We start from the raw sequence: 21,610 nt of genomic DNA on the forward strand, positions 1-21,610 counted from the left end.
TTTTTAAGATATTGTTTTTTTAATCAATTGATGAGTTCTGATGAAGATTTAAAGTTTATCATAGCCTTCAAATTTCTCATCCACGATGCGTTTCCATTCAGGATGTTTTTTGATAAAAGCGAAAACATAAGGACAGAATGGAAGAAGCTTTTTTCCGTTTTCTTCAATATAATTCAATGTTTTCTCTACTACCGCAGCAGCTGCACCTGTTCCGGCCAGTTCCGGTTCTGCTTCTGTATGTACTAAAGAAATCTGGTGCATGGTTTCACGGTAATCAATAAATGCATAATGCCCATTGAATTCTATTTCAAATCTTTTTTCGGCTTTTACAAGAGGTATATTTTCAAATTCTGGTTTCATAATATTTGTACTAAAAATGCTATGTTTCCTATATAGAAGGAAATTGCGTATTAAAACAATTAAACCTTACAGGTTTATAAAACCTATAAGGTTTGTCATTATATAAAGTTAATAAAAAAAGGAATAATCAAAGATTAAGATAAATTTAATTCTTTTTAATCTTCCAGGTATCCGAATTTTCCGGTATTAAAATCCTCGAAAGCCTGCATGATTTCTTCTCTGGAATTCATCACAAAAGGACCATGAGGATAAATAGGTTCATTGATAGGCTCTCCGCTGATGATTAAAACAACAGCATCTTCTTTCGCTTCAATGGTAAACGTTTCACCTTCATTTTTAAACAAGGCAAAATGATCGGATTTAACGGTTTCTTCTCCATTAATGATAATACTTCCTTCAATTACCAAAGCTGCAGTATTGAAATGGGCAGGGAAATTAAATTCCGCTTTTCCTCCTGTCTTAAGCTTTGCATTCATCATGTGGAGCGGAGTAAAAGTGCTTGCAGGTCCTTTATGACCATTATATTCTCCGGCAATTACCTCTACGTAGCCATTTTCACCCAGATCAACTTTTTCCATTGCTGCGTTTTCTATAGCCTGGTATTTTGGGCAGCTCATTTTATCCTTTGCCGGAAGATTCACCCAAAGCTGAACCATCTGAAAGATTCCTCCTTCTTTTGCCCATTCTGTTTCATGGTATTCTTTGTGAAGAACTCCTTTGGCTGCTGTCATCCATTGAACATCACCTTCACCGATAATACCGCCGCCGCCAGCGCTGTCATGGTGTTCTACCTTTCCGCTATAGGCTATGGTTACCGTTTCAAAACCTCTGTGAGGATGCACTCCGACACCTCTCGGCCTGTCTGATCCGTTGAAATGAAATTTTGAATTGTAATCCAGCATAATAAACGGATCCATTCTTTTCATATCCAATCCAGGTATTCCAGGAATGAAATTATGAACCCTGAATCCGTCGCCTACAAAGTGTGCAGGTCTTGGAGATACTACGATTTCTATTTTTTTAGTTGCCATCACATTGTTGATTTATGTAAACAAAATTACCATTGTTATATGCGAAAAGCATTGATCTGTGTTAAGTTCGTAGGGGAGTAAAATATGAAAAGTAAAAGGTCGGATTGGGGCTATTCTTCCTTAGATTTCATATTCTTTCCATCCGAAATATGCAGTCTTCTGAAAACAAATCCGGACAAAATTGTCAGTATTCCTACCGTGAGAAAGGTTAACCGGAATGCGTTGTGAATTTCTCCTTTAATCAGATCTGTATTTTCAAATAGTTTTAAAACAATCAGTCCAAAGGCAATTCCGAAACCGATGGCTAATTGCTGATTAACGGAAATTAATGAGTTTCCGCTGCTGGTCTGAAAATTTCGAAGATCAGCAATAGAAATGGTGTTCATGGAGGTGAACTGTATCGAGTTGAAAAAGCCTAACACCGCAATAATGGGAACAAACCAGTATAGGGAAGTATGAATGTTCGGAATGGCGAGAAGACATATTAATGTTCCGATGATAAATGTATTCACCATTAAAGTCTGACGGTAGCCGTATTGATCTAAAATTTTTATAACAGAGGATTTTCCGAAGATGGCCGTTAAAGCCATGGGAGCAATGATCCAGCCCGAAGTTACTGCAGACTGTTTATAGGCAACCTGAATCATCAGCGGAAGCAATAGCGGAACAGAGCTGATTCCCAATCGGGTGGCCAGGTTTCCTACAATACCCACACGGAAAGTTCTTACCTGAAAAAGATTTAATGGGAAAATAGGATTTCCTCCTCTTTTTGCATGTTTGTAATAATAGTACAGAAACAGAAATCCCATGATAAACACCAGTAAGACCGGTGTAATATTCTGCATGTCTCCAAAGAGTTCCAATGAGACAGAAAGCAGGAGGGAAGCAGCTGCAAAAATCAGAAAACCTTTTAAATCAAAATCAACATCATCGGATTTGTAATCGGGCATGAATTTCAATCCTAAAATAATTCCTAAAAAACCAATTGGAATATTGATCAGAAAGATCCAGTGCCAGGAAAGATAATCTACCATATAACCTCCTACTAATGGACCGAGTACAGGACCGATAAGTGCCGGGATGATAGCGAAATTCATGGCTTTGAGCAGTTCATTTTTGTCAAATGTTTTGATCAATGCTAGTTTTCCTACAGGAGTCATCAGGCTTCCTCCAACTCCCTGAACAACTCTTGAAATAACCAAATGGGTGAGGTTTTGAGAAAGGGAACAAAATAGTGAGCCTAAACTGAAGAGGATTAATGAAAAGATAAATACTTTTTTTGTTCCAAACCGGTCTGCCAGAAATCCACTGGCGGGCATAAAAACGGCTAATGTCAGAACATAGCTGATGATGGCGTTCTGCATGTTAAGCGGAGACTCTTTCAGGTCTTTAGCAATAGCAGGCAGGGAAGTGTTCAGAATAGTTGAATCCAGCATTTGCATAAAAATAGCAGTGGCTAGAATCAGGGGAAGTATTTTTTTTATGGATGTCTGTTGTATGCTTGTTTCTGTCATTTTGTATAGGCTGAACATTGAAAATATCCAGGCTTATTTTTATTTGAAGAACTTGTTTGCTTTAAGCGGTCTGATCCTTAGATCATGAAATCCATATAAAATTAAAAAAGTCCTGCGAGATTTCACAGGACTTTTTGATTTATTTTCTAGGTTTTTCTACTCCTTTCCATTCATCACCGGCTTTTCTATACTGGCTTAAGGTAAAAGTTTTGAAATCCTTTGTTTTATATTCGATGTTATCGGTATTCTGCTCAAATGGCATGATATAGTAATATTCGATATCTGTTTTATCAGATTTGTTTCCTTTTTTTACAGAAGGAACGTATTTTGAAAATTTATAGCTTGGAAGATATTGTTTCAATCTTGTGTAGAAAGCTTTGTCTTCTTTTTCGCTAGGGATGATATCTACAATATTCAGATCATCCTTTTTCTTATCAATCCAAAGGTAATATGTTTTTTCTTCTCCTATATTTCTGTTGAATGAGTTGAAAGCAAATAATTCCTTCGGTACAAGTTCCTTGATTTTTTCCGGATCTACTTTAGTATAATACTGACCTTTTGAAGGATCTACATATGTTTCAAGGTTATACATTAAAACAGAATTATTTTCAAATTTTTTATTTTTAAAATATTGATTTAATGATAATTCGGCAGTTGCTCTCAGCTCTTTACCTCTTGCATCCAGTTTTTTTGTCGGGTTCTGAGGGTTTACATATTTTACAAATTCATATAAAACGACAGGCTTTATATCTTTAAGGTGAGGATAAGTTTTCAGTTGCTCTGCTTTAACCAGCCAGTAGAATTGTTGATAGTAGTCATCCTTATCTTGGTCTTTCACACTCTTATAAGCCAAAGCAAGCTTCTTTGAATTCAGATATTTGCCATATTTTCCCTGTCCAAAAGCAAAACTTATGGCTAATAAGGCAAATAAAACAGTAAGGTTTCTTCTCATTTTTTTATAATTGATATTTTCGTTTTCCAAATATAATTATTTATTAGATATTATTTTGGATTGTGAGTTAAATTATGCCATATTGTTATTGTTAATTCAAGAAAAAATCCTGTATTGCTACAGGATTGATAAATTATAACTGAGAGAGTTAGATGTTTAAATGTGAAAAATATACATGTTAATAACGAATTTTGCTTTACAAGTGAATGGTCAATAGTGAATTTTTGCTTCGTATGTGAATATTAAACTCATAATCTCGAAAACCCGAATCCCGCAACAAATTCACAAGCGCAGCGGATTGACTATTCATCAGTTTTCCTTTCTAATACGAAGTTTCATGCACCTTCACTGCTCTTCCGCTTGGATCGTTCATTTTTTTGAAGGCTTCGTCCCATTCCAAAGCAATAGGTGTGGAGCATGCCACAGATGGAACAGACGGAACAGTGGCGGCAGCAGTTTCACTTGGAAAATGTTCTTCAAAAATAGTTCTGTATCGGTATTCTTCTTTATTCTGAGGAGTGTTCAGCGGGAATCTGAATCTTGCATTCGCCATCATTTCATCCGTTACTTCTTTTTCGGCTACTTCTTTTAAAGTGTCGATCCATGAATATCCTACACCATCAGAGAACTGTTCTTTCTGTCTCCATACAATAGAATCCGGAAGAACATCTTCAAAAGCCTTTCTTAAGACCCATTTTTCAATTTTTCCTTCAGCCGTATTGATCATTTTATCCTGAGGGTTAATGGTCATCGCAATATCCATAAACTCTTTGTCAAGGAATGGTACTCTTCCTTCAATTCCCCAGCTCATCAAGGCTTTGTTAGCTCTTAAGCAATCATAAAGGTGAAGTTTGCCCAGTTTTCTCACTGTTTCATCGTGGAATTCTTTTGCATCAGGAGCTTTATGGAAATATAGATAACCTCCGAACAATTCATCAGAACCTTCTCCTGAAAGAACCATTTTAATTCCCATAGATTTGATGACTCTTGCTAAAAGATACATCGGGGTGGATGCTCTTATGGTGGTTACATCATAAGTTTCGAGATGATAAATTACATCACGTACGGCATCCAGACCTTCCTGAACAGTAAAGTTAACCTCATGGTGAACAGATCCAATGTGTTCTGCAGCTTTTTGAGCCGCTGCAAGATCCGGAGAACCCACCAATCCTACTGCAAAACTGTGAAGTCTCGGATACCAGGCTTCCTGTGTATCGCCGCTTTCTATTCTCTGACGGGCAAATTTCGCTGTGATGGCAGAAATGACAGATGAATCTAAACCTCCTGAAAGAAGCACTCCATAAGGAACATCACTCATCAGCTGTCTGTGAACGGCATCTTCAAGACCTTTTCTCAGTTTTGAGATATCGGTCTCATTGTCTTTTACATGATCAAAGCTGTCCCAGTCTCTTGCATACCATTGCTGAAGCTCAGCGCCGTCTTTGCTGTAAACAAAATGGCCAGGCAGGAATGTTTCTATTTTTTTACAGATGCCTTCAAGTGCTTTTAATTCTGAAGCAACGTAATAATTTCCGTTTTTGTCCCAGCCCTGATAAAGCGGACAGATTCCCATATGATCGCGCGCAATAAGATAAATATCGTTTTCAGTATCATATAAAGCGAAGGCAAAAATTCCGTTGAGTTTTTCTACGAAATCTTTTCCGTATTTTCTGTAAAGGGCTAGAATCACTTCACAGTCCGACTGGGTCTGAAATTCATAATCCGGAAATTCTTCTTTGAGTTCTCTATGGTTGTAGATTTCGCCGTTTACAGCTAATACTACTTTTCCGTCTTTTGTAAATAAAGGCTGTTTTCCGGAGGTAGGATCTACAATAGCAAGTCGTTCATGGGAAAAAATTACTTTTTCGTCCTGAAAAACGCCACTCCAATCCGGTCCTCTGTGACGGATTTTTTTTGACATCTCCAATACCTGAGGTCTTAATACTTCGGTTTTTTGTTTGGCGTCAAATAAACATACAATTCCACACATAATTTTTATTATTTATGGGACAAATGTAGAAGTGATGTTTATAAATAACAATTAAAAATGTTTGAATATGAATTTTTTTAATCAATTTATATTTTTAAGTTAAAAATTTTAACTATTTATTGAAATTGACAAGTGTTTAATTAATTTTTTTCGCTGAGTAGAAAATAGAAAAACTTCTATACGAAATAAAAATGACATATTTATTAATATATGGTAATTAATTATATGAAATTTACCCCTTACTTTGTGGCTCGAAATAATTTTTTTTCATCATTTGTGTTTTTACCTTCTTGCAATTCTCATGCAAGAAGGTTTTGTTTTTATTGAACCCCCAGTAATATTCCCGAAACATTCCATGAGCTGAAGCTTGTTCCTTCGGTAGGGCCTTGTGGAATTTTTACCTGAATCGTATGTTTTCCCGCTTTCAGATCTCCCAGAGGAATGAGATCAGGATTGGTAACCGTTCCCGGACACCAGTTTGATCTGCTGAGGTCTGATGACGAAAGGCCGTCCTGAAAATTTCCGGAGGCCGGATTGTATAATCGGTACGAACCACAATCTGTTCTCCAAGGTACAAAAGAAAATACAGCGTTTCCATCCACGAATATAGAATTCGCTTTAGGAACAAATTCATCACCATTTTCCCAACCGCCGTGTCCTGTTGTGGTATATCTTAGCTGAGCATTTTTCAGATCTTTATCCAAAGTGAAATCCACAAGAAGGCCTTTGTCCTTATTGAACATGGTAGAATAGTCCTGTCCGGCCATTTCCATAATGTTTAAGGTGTTGAATATAGGGATGGCTGTATTATTTTTATTAACAGTTTGATCGCTTTTATGTATCGTAATATCAAGACTTACTCTGTGTCCTCCTTTATCATAATTTCCGATAAAAGTTCCTATCCACAGTTCTTTTCCGGATATAGCAGGCTTTAATTCAGTAATATCCTGCCGGTAAGGGCTGATGGTCTGCCAATCTTTGCCCTTAAGCTGAATATGATTGAACTTCTGAATACCAAAAGCGGTGAAGAAACGCATCATTTCCATAGCAGGGCTGTAGTTGTCAGTAGCGGTAACTCCGTAATATTGCTTTCCGTTTCCATTTTCGTAGACAGGAAGCGCTTTTACTCCTTTTTCCAATCCATCAAAAAAAGACTTTTCTTTATCCTGCGGAATGAAAAATACGGTTCCGGTTCTGTCATAGGCATCTCCGTTGGATTGCTGTTTCAGCTCTACGAAAATATTTTCACCTTCTGTAATCTCAGGAAATTTTATTTTTTTCAGAATGATGGTTCCGTTGGCATATCTTTTAATCTTGTCGTCAGATTTTGAAGCATCAGAAAAATTGATGGTTTCATTTTCAAAAACATTCAGTGTGGTAAACCTGCTTTTCCAGAGAAGGTCTTTATATCCGAGCTGATCTGTTGTCTGTATATTTCCTTTGATAATATTTTCAATTCCGGTAGTCTTGATCTTCTTGATTGAACTGGCTGTAATTAAAGAATTTTTATTTCTCTCCACTTCCAGAACCAATCCTAAATTTTGTCCCAAAACAGAAGGTCCGCCTTTCAGTTTTAAATCATTGGTGTACCAGACTTCAATGGTATTTGAATTGACTTTTGTCACTGCTTTTTTACATTGGTAGCCCAATATTTTTTTGGTTTCATTGGTCAGTTCAAAATTCTGTTTTCCTACAGATTCAGTGTCTGATGATGAAATAATTGATCCCGGTTTTAAAAATGCGTAAGATACAATAGTGTTGGAAGACTTTTCTACTTTTGTTATCTCATAAGGATAGCTGCTTTTTTGTTCTTTGATTGTGCTGTTGAGAATGAAGTTTTCTTTCTCATTAACCCAAACGATGGTAGAAGGCTGATCTGTTATTGCTTTTCCGTTATAAGAGCTGGTATAATGAATTTCATAGGTCTGTGCAGAAAACAGACAGTATAAAAAAACAGCCACAAAATTGAAAACGATTCTTGTATGCATAAATAAATGAGTTTGCTGCAAAGGTATTCTAAACTTCTTACAGCGTCAAACCGGTTTTAATCTATACAGTTAGTAGACAATAGGTGTGAAATGTTACAAAAATTGTTACAATTTTTTCAGAAAGTTTCTGAAACAAAAAAACTACTCTGGAAATAGAGTAGTTTAATGTATTGTTTGTTGGATTTGGATTAAGAAACTCTCTCAATCAAAGCCATATAGAATCCGTCATAGCCTTCGCTAGGCATTACTTTTTCATCTTTAATCATTTTGAATCCAGGATTGTTTTTGACAAATTCTTCTACCTGAAGATTGTTTTCAGATGGAAGGATGGAACAGGTAGCGTATACCATTTTTCCTCCTTTTTTAAGCATTTTAGAATAGTCCTGAAGGATCTGCTGCTGCTCCTTTTTAATTCTGTCAATAAAATCCTGATCAATTTTCCACTTACTATCCGGATTTCTTTTCAAAACTCCAAGACCTGAACACGGTGCATCAATCAGAAGTCTGTCAGCTTTTTCATGAAGACGCTTGATCACTTTGTTGTCAGAAATCATACGGGTTTCAATATTGTGGGCTCCGGCTCTTTTGGCACGACGCTTCAGTTCGGCAAGCTTCCATTCGAAGATGTCCAACGCTACAATCTGCCCTTTGTTTTTCATTAATGCTGCCAGGTGAAGTGTTTTTCCACCAGCACCAGCACATGCATCTACTACTCTTTGTCCTTCTTTTACATCAAGGAAATACCCGATTTTCTGAGAAGAAGCATCCTGAACTTCAAATAATCCTTCTTTGAAAGCTGTAGTAAGGAAAACGTTTTTCTTTTCTTCCAGCTGAACAGCATCAGGATAATTTTTAATAGGAAAAGAAACAACACCCTCGTCTGAAAGATCGGAAATAAGTTCTTTGGTTGTAGTTCTTAAAGAGTTTGCTCTTAATACGGTAGGAGCCTGCTCATTTAAAGCAGCCATTTCTTTTTCCCAGCTGGCACCCAGTTCTTTTTCAAGTGTTTCAGCCAGCCATTCAGGAATAGAGTGTTCTATTGCTTTTGTAGGAACAGTGTTCTTTTTAAGTTTAGTAAGAATATCGGCGATTTTGATTCCGTCAAATTCTTCAAATTTTTTATAATTAGTTTTACTCCAGAGTAAATACGCAATAATCAGTTTGTAGATATTATTAGGTTTCACGCCTTCACCCATGTAGTATTCAAGGCGTTTTTTCCAACGGATAATATTGTAAAAAATTTCAGAAACAACGGCTCTGTCCTGGCTTCCCCATTTTCTGTTTGCTTTCAAAAGTCTTTCGATAACTTTATCGGCATATTTGTTTTTTTCAAAAAATGTCTCCTGTAAGGCATCGTGAATTCCGATTGCCAAGTTTCTGTGAATAAGTTCCATAAATTTGCTTCGCTGTTTGAATCTGCAAAAATACGACTTTTAATTGAGAGTTGAGGATTGAGTTGCTGAGTTTGGAAATTGAAGGATTTTAGTGTACAGGAGTAGGGTGATCTGATAGTATTAATGAAGGATCAGCCTGTTTTTTAATTTTTTAAATGGTAGAAATAAATTGTAGTGCTGAATTTGTAAAGATTTTCCGAATATTTATATTTTTTATTTGCTGACAATAGCCTTTCACTCTAAAACGAATAAAGCTATGTTTTTTGCTTAATGAAAAATATTTGCTAACAAAATCTGCACTGTTCATTAGTATCCTTTATTTTCTTTGCAGCAAGTTTATTTAATTTGTATTAATTCACCAGTGTGTGTAAAATTAACATACGCTTATTATCTATTATACTGAACTTTATCTCTTGACTTCAACGTCTAAAAAGCTCTACCTTTGCAAAAAATAAAAATATGAGTGATACAGTACTTTGTCCAAAATGCAGCTCTGAGTTTACCTATCCGAGCGATAATATGATGGTGTGTTCCCAGTGTTTCTACGAATGGGATCCGGCAGAAGCAGCTGCTGAAGCAGCCAATGAAGGGAAAATATTGGACTCCAACGGAAATGAACTTCAGGATGGCGATTCTGTAGTGGTAGTAAAGGACCTTCCTGTAAAAGGAGCGCCAAAACCGGTGAAAGCGGGGACGAAAGTGAAAAATATCCGCCTGAGACCGGGAAGTGATCACAATATTGACTGCAAAATTGATGGTTTCGGGGCTATGGCTCTTAAGTCAGAATTTGTAAAGAAAGCATAAGAAAACGTTGTTTTTCTATGTCCTAAAAAAAGAAAAGGAAAAAATTGGACAGTGTAATCTTTCAACAGACTTAATTGCAAGATTGCTAATGTCCGTCTGGAAGGCAGAAAGAGAATTAACCAAAAATTTCCTTATACTTTAGAAGTACAAATGTAAGAAAAAGTTTGACAACAGCTTCTTATGTTTGTATTTTTTTTATTGTTAAGTGCAAGTGAATGTATGAGTTATGGGTGATTAGCCTTTTGACTGAATAAATGAAACAGAGATCATTCCCGATATTTTTTCATCCGTATAAATAACAAGTTCCTTTCCTTTTGCCCTTAATTTATTCCAATAATGATTTCCTGCAAAACGGCTTTCAAGGACTTCGGCTTCAAGACCGGTTTCTGTGATTTTGATTTCCTTGGGATAATAAGAAAGTTTGGAAAGCTGGAAATCTTCAGCTTCTGTTTTACTGAAAATATTCACTTCCCCGAATAATTTAGCAACATAAGAATTGTAAGGATTTCTGTAGGTTTCTTCCGGACTGTCATTTTGAATCAGTCTTCCTGCCTGCAGAATAACAATCTGGTCCAGCCATGGCATAATATCCTGAAGCTCATGAGTGGAAATAATGAGAGAAACGCCATTTTGTTTTACATATCTGAAAAGTCTTTCTCTGAGTTCAATTTTTCTTGGGAAATCCAGATTACTGAATGGTTCATCTAAAATAAGAAGCTTGGGAAGTACGGATAATGCTCTGGCAATAGCCACTCTCTGCTGCTGTCCGCCGCTTAGATATTTTGGAAGTACGTTGGCAAAGTCCTGAAGACCCACTACCTCAAGAAGTTCTGCTACGGTTTCTTTTTTTTGTTTTAAATTGATATTTGAAATAAATTTTCCTACGTTTTCAGCCACTGTAGCATAAGGCATCAGGTCAAAATTCTGTGCTACGAACTTCATTTCAGGCTCTCCGGGAACAAGATTTCCTTTCGGTCCCAAAAGCTTTGTTCCGTTAAAAATAATCTCTCCGCTTTCCCAATCCAAAAGACCATAAATAAGGTTGAGAAGAGTGGATTTTCCACACCCGCTTTCACCGGCAAGAGCTATAATTCTGTTTTCTTCAAACCTTAGATTAAGGTTCTGAAACAGGGGATTTTCTTTGTTGTGAGAGAAAAATAAATTGTTTATTTCTAATAGCATATTACAAATGTAAGGTTTTTATGAAAACATAATTTTTTTTATTATATTAGCGGAACTAATAAAAATAAATCAAAAATGAGAAAAAAACTGTTTTCGTTAGCTATTCCTGCATTATTTTTTGCTGCTGTAATGGTTTCTTGTAAAAAAGACAAACCACTTACCAGTGAGAGTAATGAAGTGACAACTACCAAAGAAGGTAGCCAGTTCACTTTGGATACGCTAAACAGTAAGGTTGAATGGAAGGGATATAAAGTATTTAAATCTGAAAATACGAGCCATTTTGGAACCATAAAGTTTGAAAGTGGAGATGTAACGGTGAAAGACGGAAAACTGGAAAGCGGAAAATTCGTTGCTGATATGAACTCTTTAACTTCTGTGGACTTGAAAGACAGCCCGGAGGATTTAGGAAAATTAAATGGCCACCTGAAGAGCGGCGATTTCTTCGAAGTTGAAAAATTCCCGACAGCTTCTTATGAGATTACAAAAGTTACTCCGGCTACAGAAGGTGATTATAATACTATTTTGGATGGTAATTTAACCATTAAAGGAATTACAAAACCTGTTCAGTTTAAGGCTAATGTTTCTGTGAAAAATGGAGAGGTGAGTGTAGCTACTGAACCGAAAGATATCAAGAGAGAAGAGTTTGGGGTGAAGTTCCAGGCTCCTGCTGCAAACGGTGTGATCAAAGATGAGGTAACTCTTCAGATCAGCGTTAAAGCTTTAGAAAAGAAATAATTTTTTTATTTAAGTGAAATAAGTGATTGAAGTCTGCCTCCGAAAAAGAGGCAGATTTTTTTTTGACGGACTTATTATTCAACTTAAAATCGTATTTTTGCAAAACATTTTGAAAGGGTAAAATAATGATAGAAAAGATAGAAGAATTACTGGTCGAAGTAAATGGCTTCAATGCTACCTCTAAGGAAGATATCGAAAACTTCCGAATCAAGTACAATGGTAAAAAAGGAGTTCTTAATGATTTTTTTGAAAAATTTAAAGAAGTTCCTAACGACCAAAAGAAAGAATTCGGACAGAAGATCAATACTTTGAAGCAGGCAGTTGCCGTAAAACTGGAGGATTTGAAAAATGCTTCAGCATCTTCTGTTGTGGTTGAAAAGGAAGATCTTACAAGACCCGCTTTTCCATTGGAATTGGGTTCCAGACATCCGATCAATCTCGTTAAAAACAGAATTATTGAAATCTTCAAATCGATTGGCTTTGCTGTAGCAGACGGACCTGAGATTGAAGATGACTGGCATAACTTTACAGCGCTTAACCTTCCGGAATATCACCCGGCAAGAGATATGCAGGATACTTTCTTTATTGAGCAGAATCCGGATATTCTTTTGAGAACGCATACTTCTTCAGTACAAACGCGTTATATGGAAGAAAATCAGCCGCCGATCAGAATTTTATCTCCGGGAAGAGTGTTCAGAAATGAAGCAATTTCTTCACGTTCTCACTGTATTTTCCATCAGATTGAAGGATTATATATTGACGAAAATGTAAGCTTTGCTGATCTAAAGCAAACGATTCAGTTCTTTACCACTGAGCTTTTTGGAAAATCTAAAATCAGAATGAGACCTTCTTTCTTCCCGTTCACAGAACCTAGTGCTGAAATTGATGTGTATTGGGGATTAAACTCTGAAACAGATTACAGAATTACAAAAGGGACAGGATGGCTGGAGATTATGGGATGCGGAATGGTAGACCCTGCCGTACTGAAAAATGTGAATATCGATGCTGAGAAATATTCAGGATATGCATTCGGAATGGGTATTGAAAGAATTACGATGCTTCTTTACCAGATGAGTGACATCAGAATGTTCTTCGAAAACGACATCAGAACACTTGAACAGTTCAAAACACTATAAAAAATCAAACCTCCGGAACTCCGGAGGTTTTTGTTTTTAATTACTGACCTAAGAAACAAAACGTAATTAAAAACTGATCTTATTGAAAAATTTACACGTGTCTGTTTCTTATACCCATACTTAGGATCAACTGCTGTTGAATCGAAGTATGGACATGTCGCAGTTCTTTACCTGCCTCTATTATAAAGACAATAAGCAATAGGTATCTGTTACATTATAAATTATAAAAATACTGTAAAAAGCTAAAAATTACCTTTTTACAATACGGAAAGCAATATCTCTTCCCATTCCCTGAATAATGGCAAGATTAATCCAGGACAGCGCGAACTTTTCAAGTAACTCCACTTTATCACCTTTTCCAAAATCGTAACACTTTCCAAATCCACAGGCTAAAGCAAGTTCTTCTGCTGTTTTTTTTGCTTTTTCACTGTCTCCGGCCATCAGCATATCGATAGGCTCGCCATTATAAAAAGGATCGAGTATATTTTCATATCCTGTAGTATTGAAAGCTTTCACCACTTCAGCATTACAGGTGTCAGACAAATAATGGTAGACTGTAGGATAAGGATCAGGTTTTTTTCCAATAGAATTGGTAGCATCTATGATGATTTTCCCGGAAACATCTCCCCAGCTTCCTGCAATTTCTCCTATCACCTCAGGTGGGGTTGCTATCAGAATTACCTCGCTCTGCTTTACTGCATTTGCAACTGTTGTGAAACGGTCTTCTCCTATCTGGGTAGCCAGTTTAATATTTTTTTCACTCAGCGGAAATTGTGATCCGATTAAAACGTTATATCCTTTTCTGATCCATTGTTGAGCCAATGCTCCGCCGACATTTCCACTTCCGATAATTGTAATTGTCATAAGGTATATTTAATGTATTATTGATGTAAAAATGATATAACCAATTCAGCAGCTGCGGCACCCGAATTCTGCTGCTGTCCTGTAATAAGATTACCATCCTGTATAGCATATGAACTGAATGGTGCTGCTACTTTAAAAGTGGTATCAGGAATTTTTCTCGCTTCAGCTTCTATTCTGTAAGGCTGAATTTTTACCCCTGCTGCCTGATCTGCAAAATCTTCCTCTGCATCAGCAAATCCGGTCCATATTTTATTTTTTACAATCAGATCATTATTGCTGGTTTTTGCTTCGAGCAATAATGTTGTGGAATGGCATACTGCTGCACTGGGTTTTCCTTTTTCATAAAAGCTTACAAAAAGATGCTGCAGATCTTTGTTGCCTCTAAACGTATACATTGGTCCCTGTCCGCCTACCAGAAAAATAGCATCATATTCTTCATGGTTTACTTCTTTAATACTTTTTGTATTTTTGAGAAGACTGTTAAAATCTTCTTTCTGCATATATCCCAGACTGATAATATCCCCGGCGGAATATCCGCTCGTATCTGTAGGATCTGAATAATTGTCCATTTTCAGATCTCCTCCTTCTGTAGATACAATTTCGGTTTCATATCCTGCTTCCTGAAATACATAAAGAGGATGAGTAAGCTCGGAGGCCCAAAAACCAATAGGCCAGCCCGTTTGTTCGCTTACAGCCGGTGAGCTTGCTACCATTAAAATTTTCCCTTTGTACTGAGCATTATGAAAATGCACATATTTGTTTACTTCTTTTGTCATTTTTTGATCATTTTGTATTCTAAGTTTTACCTTGCAAAATTGTATATAATATTTATATTTGTAAAGTACTTAACGAATAAGTATGATACTTACTTTTAGGAAAGTAATGATCAATTCATCAGTTTTCGATAATGCCGGATTTTATCTATAAAGGAAAAATTTATTATAATCCTGTTCAGTTAGTTATTGAGCAGGTAGGGGGAACCTGGAAAGCACCCATTCTTTGGAGACTTAAAACAAAAGTTTTAAGATACAGCGAGCTGAAAAAGGACATTCCTCATATTTCAGACAAGATGCTTACAACACAACTCAGAGAATTGGAAGAAGATGGATATATCCTCAGGAAAGTTTTCGCTCAAGTACCGCCAAGAACGGAATATTCACTTACAGAGAAAGGGGTGGAGATTGTTGCGATTATTGAAGTGGTAAGAAATTTCGGACTTAAGCTCATCCAAGAACAGCAAAAAGAGTAAAATACCATCATTGGCACACAAAAATACCTGCATGATCGCAGGCATTTTTATTTTTACGTGGTATTATTTTATAAACTTTAAAGGATATTTTACATTCTTGTAATCATCAATGCTGGCTTTCAGTGAGCCTACTGCAAGCTCTGCTTTCAATAGCATTGGAACATGGTTAGCATCATTGGAAACCCACATGGTAACGCCTTCTTTTTCTTTAAATACTCTTCCGCTTTTTACAGAAGGAATAATCTTCAAACAGTTAATAGTACCGAATTTTGTCTTTAAATTTTCTGTTCCGGTTACTTTTAACTGGAAAGGAAACATTTCGTCATCAATCCATACATTCATATTAATGATCGTTCCTATTTTCAGTTCATCCGGGTTTTTACTTCTTAAATAATAAAAGCAGGAAAGCATATCCTGAACACCTTTTACGGATTTTAAAACCTTAGAACCATTGGCCGGTGTCTTTTTATCTGTTAAAATCAACGTATTATTATCGTGATTAAAAACGGTTTCAAAATGCTGGCGATAGCTTCCCTCACGTACATTTCTTACATAGAAACTTGGTAATCCCGTTTCTGTATTGATAAAACTTTCATATAAATCTTCTACTTTGAAGAATGCTTTTACAGCACCTGTTGTCTGTCCTGTTCCTTTTACATAGAGATGAGGAACCCCTTTGTAGGTAGTTTGCTTTGTAGTAAGGTTGGCAGTTCCTGCATTAAGGAAACCGTAGTGAATTCTAAGAGTAATAGATTCGCCGTCTGCGATATTATCAATCTGAGCCGAGCCTAAAAAGAATATAAATACAGCAAAAAGGTTCAAAATTTTATTCATAACAAGACATTTACAAAAACACTGCCAAATTTAAAATCTTAAATGATAGATATTTGACAAATCTCAGGTTTTTATTTAGAATCAATTAAATATGCTTCGCATTAAAATTAGTAAATTTGCAGTTACATGTCTAATTAAATTATCTTAAAGATTATGATAACCACTGATATATTGATCATAGGTGCGGGACCTACAGGACTTTTTGCAGTTTTTGAAGCTGGTTTATTAAAAATGAAGTGCCATATTATTGATGCGCTTCCTCAGCCGGGAGGGCAATTGGCTGAACTTTATCCTAAAAAACCTATTTTCGATATCCCTGGTTATCCTTCAGTAAATGCCGGAGAATTGGTAGATAATCTGATGGAGCAGATCAAGCAGTTTCAGCCTGGATTTACCTTGGGTGAAACAGCTGTTTCTTACACTAAAGTAGATGATGAGTGGTTTGAAGTGATCACGAATAAAGGAACTGTTCACAGATGTAAAGCGATTGCGATTGCAGGTGGTTTAGGTACTTTTGAACCGAGAAAACCTACTTTTGAAAATATTGCAGATTACGAAGAAAAAGGTCTTGAATATTTCGTTAAAGAACCTGAACACTTCAGAAATAAAAAGGTTGTTATTGCTGGTGGTGGAGACTCGGCACTGGACTGGAGTATTTTCCTTTCTAATGTTGCCAGTGAAGTAACTTTGATCCACAGAAGAAACGAGTTCAGAGGAGCTTTGGATTCTGTAGAGAAAGTTCAGGATCTGAAAAATCAGGGGAAAATCAAATTAATTACGCCTGCGGAAGTTACCGGTATTAAAGGGGACGGAAAAGTAGAAGCGATCACTGTAGAAGTAGAAGGGCAGGAAGCTTACGATATTGAAACAGATTATTTCATTCCTTTATTCGGATTGACACCAAAATTGGGTGAGATCGGAAACTGGGGATTAAATATCGAGAAAAATGCAATCGTTGTAAATAACGCTTTGGATTATCAGACCAACATCGATGGTATTTATGCTATCGGGGATATCAATACTTATCCAGGAAAACTGAAGTTGATCCTTTGTGGTTTCCACGAAGCTACTTTAATGTGTCAGAGTGTGTATAACAGACTCAATCCGGGTAAAAAATTCGTGTTAAAATATACAACAGTAAGTGGAGTAGACGGATTTGACGGAAGCCGTAAAGAAGCAGAGAAGGCAGTTGTGAAAAAAATTGACTAATTTTGCAGAATTATGTCAGACATTAATATTAAAATCACCGACAGAGAAGGGGTAACCCACGAAGTTGTAGCGCCTACGGATATGTCCATGAACTTAATGGAGATTATCCGTTCGTATGAATTGGCAGAAGAAGGTACTATTGGGGTATGCGGAGGAATGGCGATGTGTGCTTCATGCCAGGTATATGTAATTAACGATCCCGGTCTGGAACCAATGGGAGATGAAGAAGATGCCATGCTGGCTGAAGCTTTCCATGTGAAAGACAACAGCAGACTGGGCTGCCAGCTGCATATTGCCGATGCCATGGAAGGGCTCGAAGTGGAAATTGCTCCTTATCCTTAGAAAATATTTTTTAATCTTAATAAAAAACCCGCCCGGATTTTCCGGACGGGTTTTGTTTTATATTTATTTCTGAGAACATATATATTCGTGTCTGATTAGAGTGTCTTCTTTAATGATTTCTAAGTAACTTTCATCTTCATTCTTTATAAAGTAATCTCCCTGTTCTATTTCATCTTTATAGGAAACCCACCATTGGCCGTTGTCATAACATTCACAAGGTTGAATGCTTTCAGGAATAGTTCCCTTTAATTTAAGAGATTTTATACCTTCAATACTTTCGACTCTAATTTTACATTTTTGCTTCTTAACTCTTTCCATCGCAGTCTTACAATCTTCCATAAAATAAGAAGAAAGAGCAGGAACAATAACGAATATAGTTACAAATACTGTGGCAACTCCGAGCATTTCTTTATTAACGTTGTAGTTATTCATGTAAAAGACTATAAAACTTAAATTTCTTCCTTAGAAATCCACTTCCCAACCGTAGGAGCCTGATAATTTTTCATTTTTTCCAGAAGATCATCAATAGTATTGCTGATCAAAAGCATATCTCTGTTTACCTGCTTTAAAAATCCTTTATCTACCATGGTCTGAACCAGTTTGATCAGATCATCATAAAAGCCGTCAATATTCAACACTCCGATGGGTTTTTTATGAAGTCCAAGCTGTGCCCATGTGATCATCTCAAAGAATTCTTCCAATGTTCCGTAACCACCGGGAAGAACGATGACTCCATCACAAAGTTCGTTCATTTTGGTTTTTCTTTCGTGCATGGTTTCCACAATGATAAGTTCTGTCAGGTTTTTATGGGCAATTTCTTTGGATTGTAAAAACCGGGGTAAGACTCCTGTTACTTTACCTTTTTCACTTAAAGCACCGTTAGCAATTGTTCCCATTAAACCAGTTTCCGAACCACCATAAACCAGTTGTATATTTTCTTTTGCTAAAGTTTGTCCCAGCAGAAATGTCTGTTCTTCATAAATTTTATCTGTGCCGAAACTTGAGCCACAGAATACGGTTATACTTTTCATTGTATATGATTTGTTTTTTATGGTTTAGATGCTTCGACAAGCTCAGCATGACATCTCTAATACTAACTGTTTTTTTTAGAGATAATTTTTAGCAGTGTCATGCTGAGCCTGTCGAAGTATCTTTATTTCAATTAAAACTAAAAATATCCAAAATCATAAGACTTTGGATATTCAATATACTCATTTTACTATTCTATTTCTGAGGAATATTCGCTAAAATATCTTTCAGGAAGCTCCAGAATTTTTGTGCTGAAGGGATGTTGGCTCTCTCATCAGGTGAATGCGCTCCTCTGATGGTTGGTCCAAAGCTTACCATTTCCATTTCTGGATAGTTGGCACCGATGATTCCACATTCAAGACCTGCATGACAAGCTACCACATGAGGTTTTTCATTGAACTTGTCTGTATAAAGTTTCTCCATCAATTGTACAATCTCTGAACCTGGTTTGGGTTTCCATCCTGGGTATGAACCGCTGAATTCAACATTCATTCCAGCCAGCTCTGCTACCGATTTCAATTGTTCTGCCACTGAATATTTGGAAGAATCTACAGAAGACCTTGTAAGGTTTAAAATCTTGAGTTCTCCGCCTTTCAGTTCTACTCTTGCTACGTTGTTGGACGCTTCTACAAGATCAGCCACATCAGGACTCATTCTGTAAACTCCGTTGTGAAGAGCCTTTAAAGTGAGGATCACTTTTTTAGAATCTGTCTCTGAAATAGCTTTGTCGGAAGAAGTAGAGTTTTCAATATTGATCTGGATTCCCGGTTCTACAGTAGCAAATTCTTCTAAGATCTCTTTTTTAAGAACCGTTACATTTTCAATAAATTCCTGGGCATTTCTCACAGAAATTACAGCAACTCCTTCTCTTGGGATAGCATTTCTCAACCCTCCGCTGTCGATAGAGATCAATTCAATATTCTGGTTTTCCAATCCTGTATAAAGAAGTCTTCCCAAAATGATATTGGCATTTCCGAAGCCTTTATGGATATCCATTCCGGAGTGTCCACCCTGTAGCCCTTTTACTTCAAGTCTTACAATTTGTCCTTTTGAAGCTTCTGCAGTATAGGTTTGAGTGATTGTCACGTCTACACCTCCTGCACAGCCGATATCAATTTCATCATCTTCTTCAGTATCAAGATTCAATAGAATTTGTCCTGTCAATTGTCCTGGTTTTAATCCTAAAGCACCTGTCATTCCTGTCTCCTCATCAATCGTGAAAAGAGCTTCCAATGCAGGGTGTGGAATATCTGAACTTTCAAGGATAGACATGATGGTTGCTACTCCTAAACCATTATCAGCTCCTAAAGTAGTTCCTTTTGCCTTTACCCAGTCACCGTCAATTTCCATTTTGATTCCTTCGGTTTCAAAATCGAAATTCACATCATTGTTTTTCTGGCAAACCATATCAAGGTGCGATTGAAGCACAATAGATTTACGGTTTTCCATTCCTGCCGTGGCCGGCTTCTTAATAATAACGTTTCCTACTTCATCTACCGTAGTTTCCAGTCCTAAATTTTCACCAAATCCTTTGATAAAAGCTATTACTTTTTCCTCCTTTTTTGAAGGTCTTGGAACAGCATTTAATCTGGAGAAATTTTTCCATATAATCTGCGGTTCTATATTAGATAATTCCATTGAAATTTATTTTTCTCAAATTTACGAATAAAAAAATGCTTCCGTGAGATACAGAAGCATTTTTGTAGGATTTTGCTTGTATTAACAACCACACTCTCCATAGATCGGAGTGGTAAATGTAGTTCCGTCTGGTTTCTCTATAGTGAGAGTTCCTTCAAACAGTAAAGCCTCTTCGCCCTTTATTTTTTTACCTTTTACAGAAATTTTATAATCATCATTTTCTATTTCCTTGGTCAGCAGTTCATCTACTTCCATGTCACTTGATGAAATGAGATTCATCGCTAGTCTTTTGCCATCCAGCATCATATATGCAGTTTTTCCGGCATCATCTGCGTAAATATATCTTTCATTTTCAAAATCAGATTTATTGGCTGCAAAATAGCAGGAACATTCTTTGATTTCTTTTGGAAACGGAATCGTCCCCACCAGAATATTTCCTGAAGAAGAAGCTCTTGCAGTTGAATCTTTGGCAACATGCAAAGAATCAGCAGTAGTGGAGTCTGAAACAGTCTCTTTTTCCTTTTTACAGGCTGCCAACAGAAATGCGGAAAATACAATGATTACATATTTCATGTGTTTGTGGTTTTGTTATTTGTTTATCCTCTTGCTCTTTCAAGAAGTGTCATCATTAATAAAGAAAGGATAACCAGGCTTTCTTCCTCGTCATCAATGTCAATCAGTCTGTCCAGCTGGAATCTTCTTCCGAAGAATGAAGGCATTTTTTTAAGCTTAAAATAAGCCTTTCCGTCTATCCCTGTTACCGTATATGATGGATTAAGGAAATATCCTGTAAACATCCCGATGATAGGAAGTTCTCCTACAAAGCTGTCCCAGAATCTTACCCACGCACTGTCTTCCTGAATTTTAAACTTAGGCTGATCATGTGCATCCAGAATATCATAACTTGCTTTCCAGATAGAACGCATTCCTTTTCTGGCTAATCTGCCAAAGTTTTTATTGTCAATAAGATCATTTAAAGAATATGAAGCGTTGAAATCAATCCATTGATTGGCTCTGATTCTGAAAAGTTCCTTAGACTTGCTTTCATCATTAAAAACAATAACGTCTTCTTTCAACTTGAACATTTTCTGACGAACATATGCCACATAATTTCCATTTTTGTCAGTAATGTTAAAGTCACTTGCTAAAGTAGTGATTTTGAATTTGAAATCCAGAGGATAATTTAGATTGTTAAGTACCATGTTAGTTAATTTTTTTCATATTTAATTTAAGCCGCAAATATAAAGGTTTTTTTAGTGTTCTCAGGTATGGGAGAAATATAAAATATCATCATGGGACATTAATCTCATGGTCAATTGTCAATTTTTGCTGCGCAAAGTCAATAGTCAATAATCACTT

The 21,610-nt window shown here is 36.5% G+C and carries 22 protein-coding genes; 6 read left to right on the forward strand and 16 right to left on the reverse strand.

Translation table 11 applies throughout. The annotated features are described in order from the left end of the window. Nucleotides 1–48 precede the first annotated feature (48 nt). The 7 genes from C8D70_RS15130 to C8D70_RS15160 all read right to left on the reverse strand — a co-directional run bounded on the left by C8D70_RS15130 (nt 49) and on the right by C8D70_RS15160 (nt 9,229). On the reverse strand, nt 49–360 hold the full coding sequence (locus C8D70_RS15130) for a GNAT family N-acetyltransferase (protein WP_076596192.1): 312 nt from the start codon (nt 358–360) through the stop codon (nt 49–51). A gap of 155 nt (nt 361–515) precedes the next feature. Continuing rightward, a complete protein-coding gene (locus tag C8D70_RS15135; protein WP_110367834.1) occupies nt 516–1,391 on the reverse strand; it encodes a pirin family protein in 876 nt (291 codons plus the stop codon). Between the two features lie 110 nt (nt 1,392–1,501). Further along, a complete protein-coding gene (locus C8D70_RS15140) occupies nt 1,502–2,905 on the reverse strand; it encodes an MFS transporter (protein WP_110367835.1) in 1,404 nt (467 codons plus the stop codon). Nucleotides 2,906–3,044: 139 nt separating this feature from the next. Next, nucleotides 3,045–3,887: a hypothetical protein gene (locus C8D70_RS15145; RefSeq protein ID WP_034697012.1), complete on the reverse strand. Its 843-nt coding sequence runs from the start codon at nt 3,885–3,887 to the stop codon at nt 3,045–3,047. A gap of 292 nt (nt 3,888–4,179) precedes the next feature. Next, nucleotides 4,180–5,847: an asparagine synthase B gene (asnB, locus tag C8D70_RS15150; protein ID WP_110367836.1), complete on the reverse strand. Its 1,668-nt coding sequence runs from the start codon at nt 5,845–5,847 to the stop codon at nt 4,180–4,182. 320 nt (nt 5,848–6,167) lie between these two features. Then, nucleotides 6,168–7,835 carry a GLPGLI family protein gene (locus C8D70_RS15155; RefSeq protein ID WP_110367837.1) on the reverse strand — a complete coding sequence of 556 codons (1,668 nt, stop codon included), beginning with the start codon at nt 7,833–7,835 and terminating at the stop codon, nt 6,168–6,170. Nucleotides 7,836–8,023: 188 nt separating this feature from the next. After that, on the reverse strand, nt 8,024–9,229 hold the full coding sequence (locus C8D70_RS15160; RefSeq protein WP_076596198.1) for an RsmB/NOP family class I SAM-dependent RNA methyltransferase: 1,206 nt from the start codon (nt 9,227–9,229) through the stop codon (nt 8,024–8,026). Between the two features lie 459 nt (nt 9,230–9,688). Between C8D70_RS15160 and C8D70_RS15165 the strand changes: the two genes are divergently transcribed. Then, entirely contained in the window at nt 9,689–10,033 is a 345-nt protein-coding gene (locus C8D70_RS15165; protein WP_076596199.1) for a zinc ribbon domain-containing protein YjdM, read from the forward strand. A gap of 234 nt (nt 10,034–10,267) precedes the next feature. Here C8D70_RS15165 and C8D70_RS15170 read toward each other — a convergent pair whose 3' ends face one another. Next, entirely contained in the window at nt 10,268–11,215 is a 948-nt protein-coding gene (locus C8D70_RS15170; protein ID WP_110367838.1) for an ABC transporter ATP-binding protein, read from the reverse strand. A 75-nt stretch (nt 11,216–11,290) separates the two neighbouring features. On the opposite strand from C8D70_RS15170, the gene C8D70_RS15175 reads away from it, so the two are divergent. Further along, complete coding sequence (locus tag C8D70_RS15175; RefSeq protein ID WP_076596201.1) at nt 11,291–11,950, forward strand: YceI family protein; 660 nt, start codon at nt 11,291–11,293, stop codon at nt 11,948–11,950. Nucleotides 11,951–12,075: 125 nt separating this feature from the next. Beyond that, nucleotides 12,076–13,086 (forward strand): phenylalanine--tRNA ligase subunit alpha, encoded by a 1,011-nt coding sequence (gene pheS, locus C8D70_RS15180; RefSeq protein ID WP_076596202.1) that lies wholly within the window; start codon nt 12,076–12,078, stop codon nt 13,084–13,086. Between the two features lie 249 nt (nt 13,087–13,335). Here the strand turns inward: pheS and C8D70_RS15185 are convergent, their stop codons facing one another. Together C8D70_RS15185 and C8D70_RS15190 are read right to left on the reverse strand one after the other, a co-directional pair. Next, nucleotides 13,336–13,950 (reverse strand): NADPH-dependent F420 reductase, encoded by a 615-nt coding sequence (locus C8D70_RS15185; RefSeq protein ID WP_110367839.1) that lies wholly within the window; start codon nt 13,948–13,950, stop codon nt 13,336–13,338. A 17-nt stretch (nt 13,951–13,967) separates the two neighbouring features. After that, nucleotides 13,968–14,726: a type 1 glutamine amidotransferase domain-containing protein gene (locus tag C8D70_RS15190; protein ID WP_110367840.1), complete on the reverse strand. Its 759-nt coding sequence runs from the start codon at nt 14,724–14,726 to the stop codon at nt 13,968–13,970. Between the two features lie 131 nt (nt 14,727–14,857). On the opposite strand from C8D70_RS15190, the gene C8D70_RS15195 reads away from it, so the two are divergent. Beyond that, nucleotides 14,858–15,199, forward strand: a complete 342-nt coding sequence (locus C8D70_RS15195; RefSeq protein ID WP_076596205.1) for a winged helix-turn-helix transcriptional regulator — start codon at nt 14,858–14,860, stop codon at nt 15,197–15,199. Nucleotides 15,200–15,262: 63 nt separating this feature from the next. Here the strand turns inward: C8D70_RS15195 and C8D70_RS15200 are convergent, their stop codons facing one another. After that, a complete protein-coding gene (locus C8D70_RS15200) occupies nt 15,263–16,033 on the reverse strand; it encodes a DUF3108 domain-containing protein (protein WP_076596206.1) in 771 nt (256 codons plus the stop codon). A gap of 153 nt (nt 16,034–16,186) precedes the next feature. On the opposite strand from C8D70_RS15200, the gene C8D70_RS15205 reads away from it, so the two are divergent. Both C8D70_RS15205 and C8D70_RS15210 read left to right on the forward strand, forming a co-directional pair. Further along, nucleotides 16,187–17,242: an NAD(P)/FAD-dependent oxidoreductase gene (locus tag C8D70_RS15205; protein WP_076596207.1), complete on the forward strand. Its 1,056-nt coding sequence runs from the start codon at nt 16,187–16,189 to the stop codon at nt 17,240–17,242. A 12-nt stretch (nt 17,243–17,254) separates the two neighbouring features. Beyond that, entirely contained in the window at nt 17,255–17,584 is a 330-nt protein-coding gene (locus C8D70_RS15210) for a 2Fe-2S iron-sulfur cluster-binding protein (protein ID WP_076596208.1), read from the forward strand. A gap of 63 nt (nt 17,585–17,647) precedes the next feature. Here the strand turns inward: C8D70_RS15210 and C8D70_RS15215 are convergent, their stop codons facing one another. The 5 genes from C8D70_RS15215 to C8D70_RS15235 all read right to left on the reverse strand — a co-directional run bounded on the left by C8D70_RS15215 (nt 17,648) and on the right by C8D70_RS15235 (nt 21,453). Further along, nucleotides 17,648–18,016 carry a hypothetical protein gene (locus tag C8D70_RS15215; RefSeq protein ID WP_110367841.1) on the reverse strand — a complete coding sequence of 123 codons (369 nt, stop codon included), beginning with the start codon at nt 18,014–18,016 and terminating at the stop codon, nt 17,648–17,650. Between the two features lie 17 nt (nt 18,017–18,033). After that, nucleotides 18,034–18,615, reverse strand: coding sequence for a TIGR00730 family Rossman fold protein (locus C8D70_RS15220; RefSeq protein ID WP_110367842.1), 582 nt, complete (start codon nt 18,613–18,615; stop codon nt 18,034–18,036). Nucleotides 18,616–18,808: 193 nt separating this feature from the next. After that, the gene (locus C8D70_RS15225; protein ID WP_110367843.1) at nt 18,809–20,251 is read right to left on the reverse strand and encodes an aminoacyl-histidine dipeptidase; all 1,443 of its coding nucleotides are present in this window, start codon (nt 20,249–20,251) and stop codon (nt 18,809–18,811) included. An 81-nt stretch (nt 20,252–20,332) separates the two neighbouring features. Next, nucleotides 20,333–20,824 carry a hypothetical protein gene (locus C8D70_RS15230; RefSeq protein WP_110367844.1) on the reverse strand — a complete coding sequence of 164 codons (492 nt, stop codon included), beginning with the start codon at nt 20,822–20,824 and terminating at the stop codon, nt 20,333–20,335. Between the two features lie 23 nt (nt 20,825–20,847). Then, on the reverse strand, nt 20,848–21,453 hold the full coding sequence (locus tag C8D70_RS15235) for a hypothetical protein (RefSeq protein WP_076596213.1): 606 nt from the start codon (nt 21,451–21,453) through the stop codon (nt 20,848–20,850). Nucleotides 21,454–21,610: the final 157 nt, after the last annotated feature.

Origin of the sequence: Chryseobacterium sp. CBTAP 102 (genome assembly GCF_003201365.1) — a bacterium.
GTDB lineage: Bacteria > Bacteroidota > Bacteroidia > Flavobacteriales > Weeksellaceae > Chryseobacterium > Chryseobacterium candidae.

Excerpts from the sequence above, each read along its gene's own strand:
- C8D70_RS15230 (WP_110367844.1), bottom strand. The coding sequence starts at position 20,824 with ATGAAATATGTAATCATTGTATTTTCCGCATTTCTGTTGGCAGCCTGT.
- C8D70_RS15130 (WP_076596192.1), bottom strand. The coding sequence starts at position 360 with ATGAAACCAGAATTTGAAAATATACCTCTTGTAAAAGCCGAAAAAAGA.
- C8D70_RS15175 (WP_076596201.1), top strand. The coding sequence starts at position 11,291 with ATGAGAAAAAAACTGTTTTCGTTAGCTATTCCTGCATTATTTTTTGCT.
- C8D70_RS15170 (WP_110367838.1), bottom strand. The coding sequence starts at position 11,215 with ATGCTATTAGAAATAAACAATTTATTTTTCTCTCACAACAAAGAAAAT.
- asnB (WP_110367836.1), bottom strand. The coding sequence starts at position 5,847 with ATGTGTGGAATTGTATGTTTATTTGACGCCAAACAAAAAACCGAAGTA.
- C8D70_RS15190 (WP_110367840.1), bottom strand. The coding sequence starts at position 14,726 with ATGACAAAAGAAGTAAACAAATATGTGCATTTTCATAATGCTCAGTAC.
- C8D70_RS15165 (WP_076596199.1), top strand. The coding sequence starts at position 9,689 with ATGAGTGATACAGTACTTTGTCCAAAATGCAGCTCTGAGTTTACCTAT.
- C8D70_RS15195 (WP_076596205.1), top strand. The coding sequence starts at position 14,858 with ATGCCGGATTTTATCTATAAAGGAAAAATTTATTATAATCCTGTTCAG.
- C8D70_RS15210 (WP_076596208.1), top strand. The coding sequence starts at position 17,255 with ATGTCAGACATTAATATTAAAATCACCGACAGAGAAGGGGTAACCCAC.
- C8D70_RS15205 (WP_076596207.1), top strand. The coding sequence starts at position 16,187 with ATGATAACCACTGATATATTGATCATAGGTGCGGGACCTACAGGACTT.
- C8D70_RS15140 (WP_110367835.1), bottom strand. The coding sequence starts at position 2,905 with ATGACAGAAACAAGCATACAACAGACATCCATAAAAAAAATACTTCCC.
- pheS (WP_076596202.1), top strand. The coding sequence starts at position 12,076 with ATGATAGAAAAGATAGAAGAATTACTGGTCGAAGTAAATGGCTTCAAT.
- C8D70_RS15215 (WP_110367841.1), bottom strand. The coding sequence starts at position 18,016 with ATGAATAACTACAACGTTAATAAAGAAATGCTCGGAGTTGCCACAGTA.
- C8D70_RS15220 (WP_110367842.1), bottom strand. The coding sequence starts at position 18,615 with ATGAAAAGTATAACCGTATTCTGTGGCTCAAGTTTCGGCACAGATAAA.
- C8D70_RS15225 (WP_110367843.1), bottom strand. The coding sequence starts at position 20,251 with ATGGAATTATCTAATATAGAACCGCAGATTATATGGAAAAATTTCTCC.
- C8D70_RS15235 (WP_076596213.1), bottom strand. The coding sequence starts at position 21,453 with ATGGTACTTAACAATCTAAATTATCCTCTGGATTTCAAATTCAAAATC.
- C8D70_RS15160 (WP_076596198.1), bottom strand. The coding sequence starts at position 9,229 with ATGGAACTTATTCACAGAAACTTGGCAATCGGAATTCACGATGCCTTA.
- C8D70_RS15200 (WP_076596206.1), bottom strand. The coding sequence starts at position 16,033 with ATGAATAAAATTTTGAACCTTTTTGCTGTATTTATATTCTTTTTAGGC.
- C8D70_RS15155 (WP_110367837.1), bottom strand. The coding sequence starts at position 7,835 with ATGCATACAAGAATCGTTTTCAATTTTGTGGCTGTTTTTTTATACTGT.
- C8D70_RS15185 (WP_110367839.1), bottom strand. The coding sequence starts at position 13,950 with ATGACAATTACAATTATCGGAAGTGGAAATGTCGGCGGAGCATTGGCT.
- C8D70_RS15135 (WP_110367834.1), bottom strand. The coding sequence starts at position 1,391 with ATGGCAACTAAAAAAATAGAAATCGTAGTATCTCCAAGACCTGCACAC.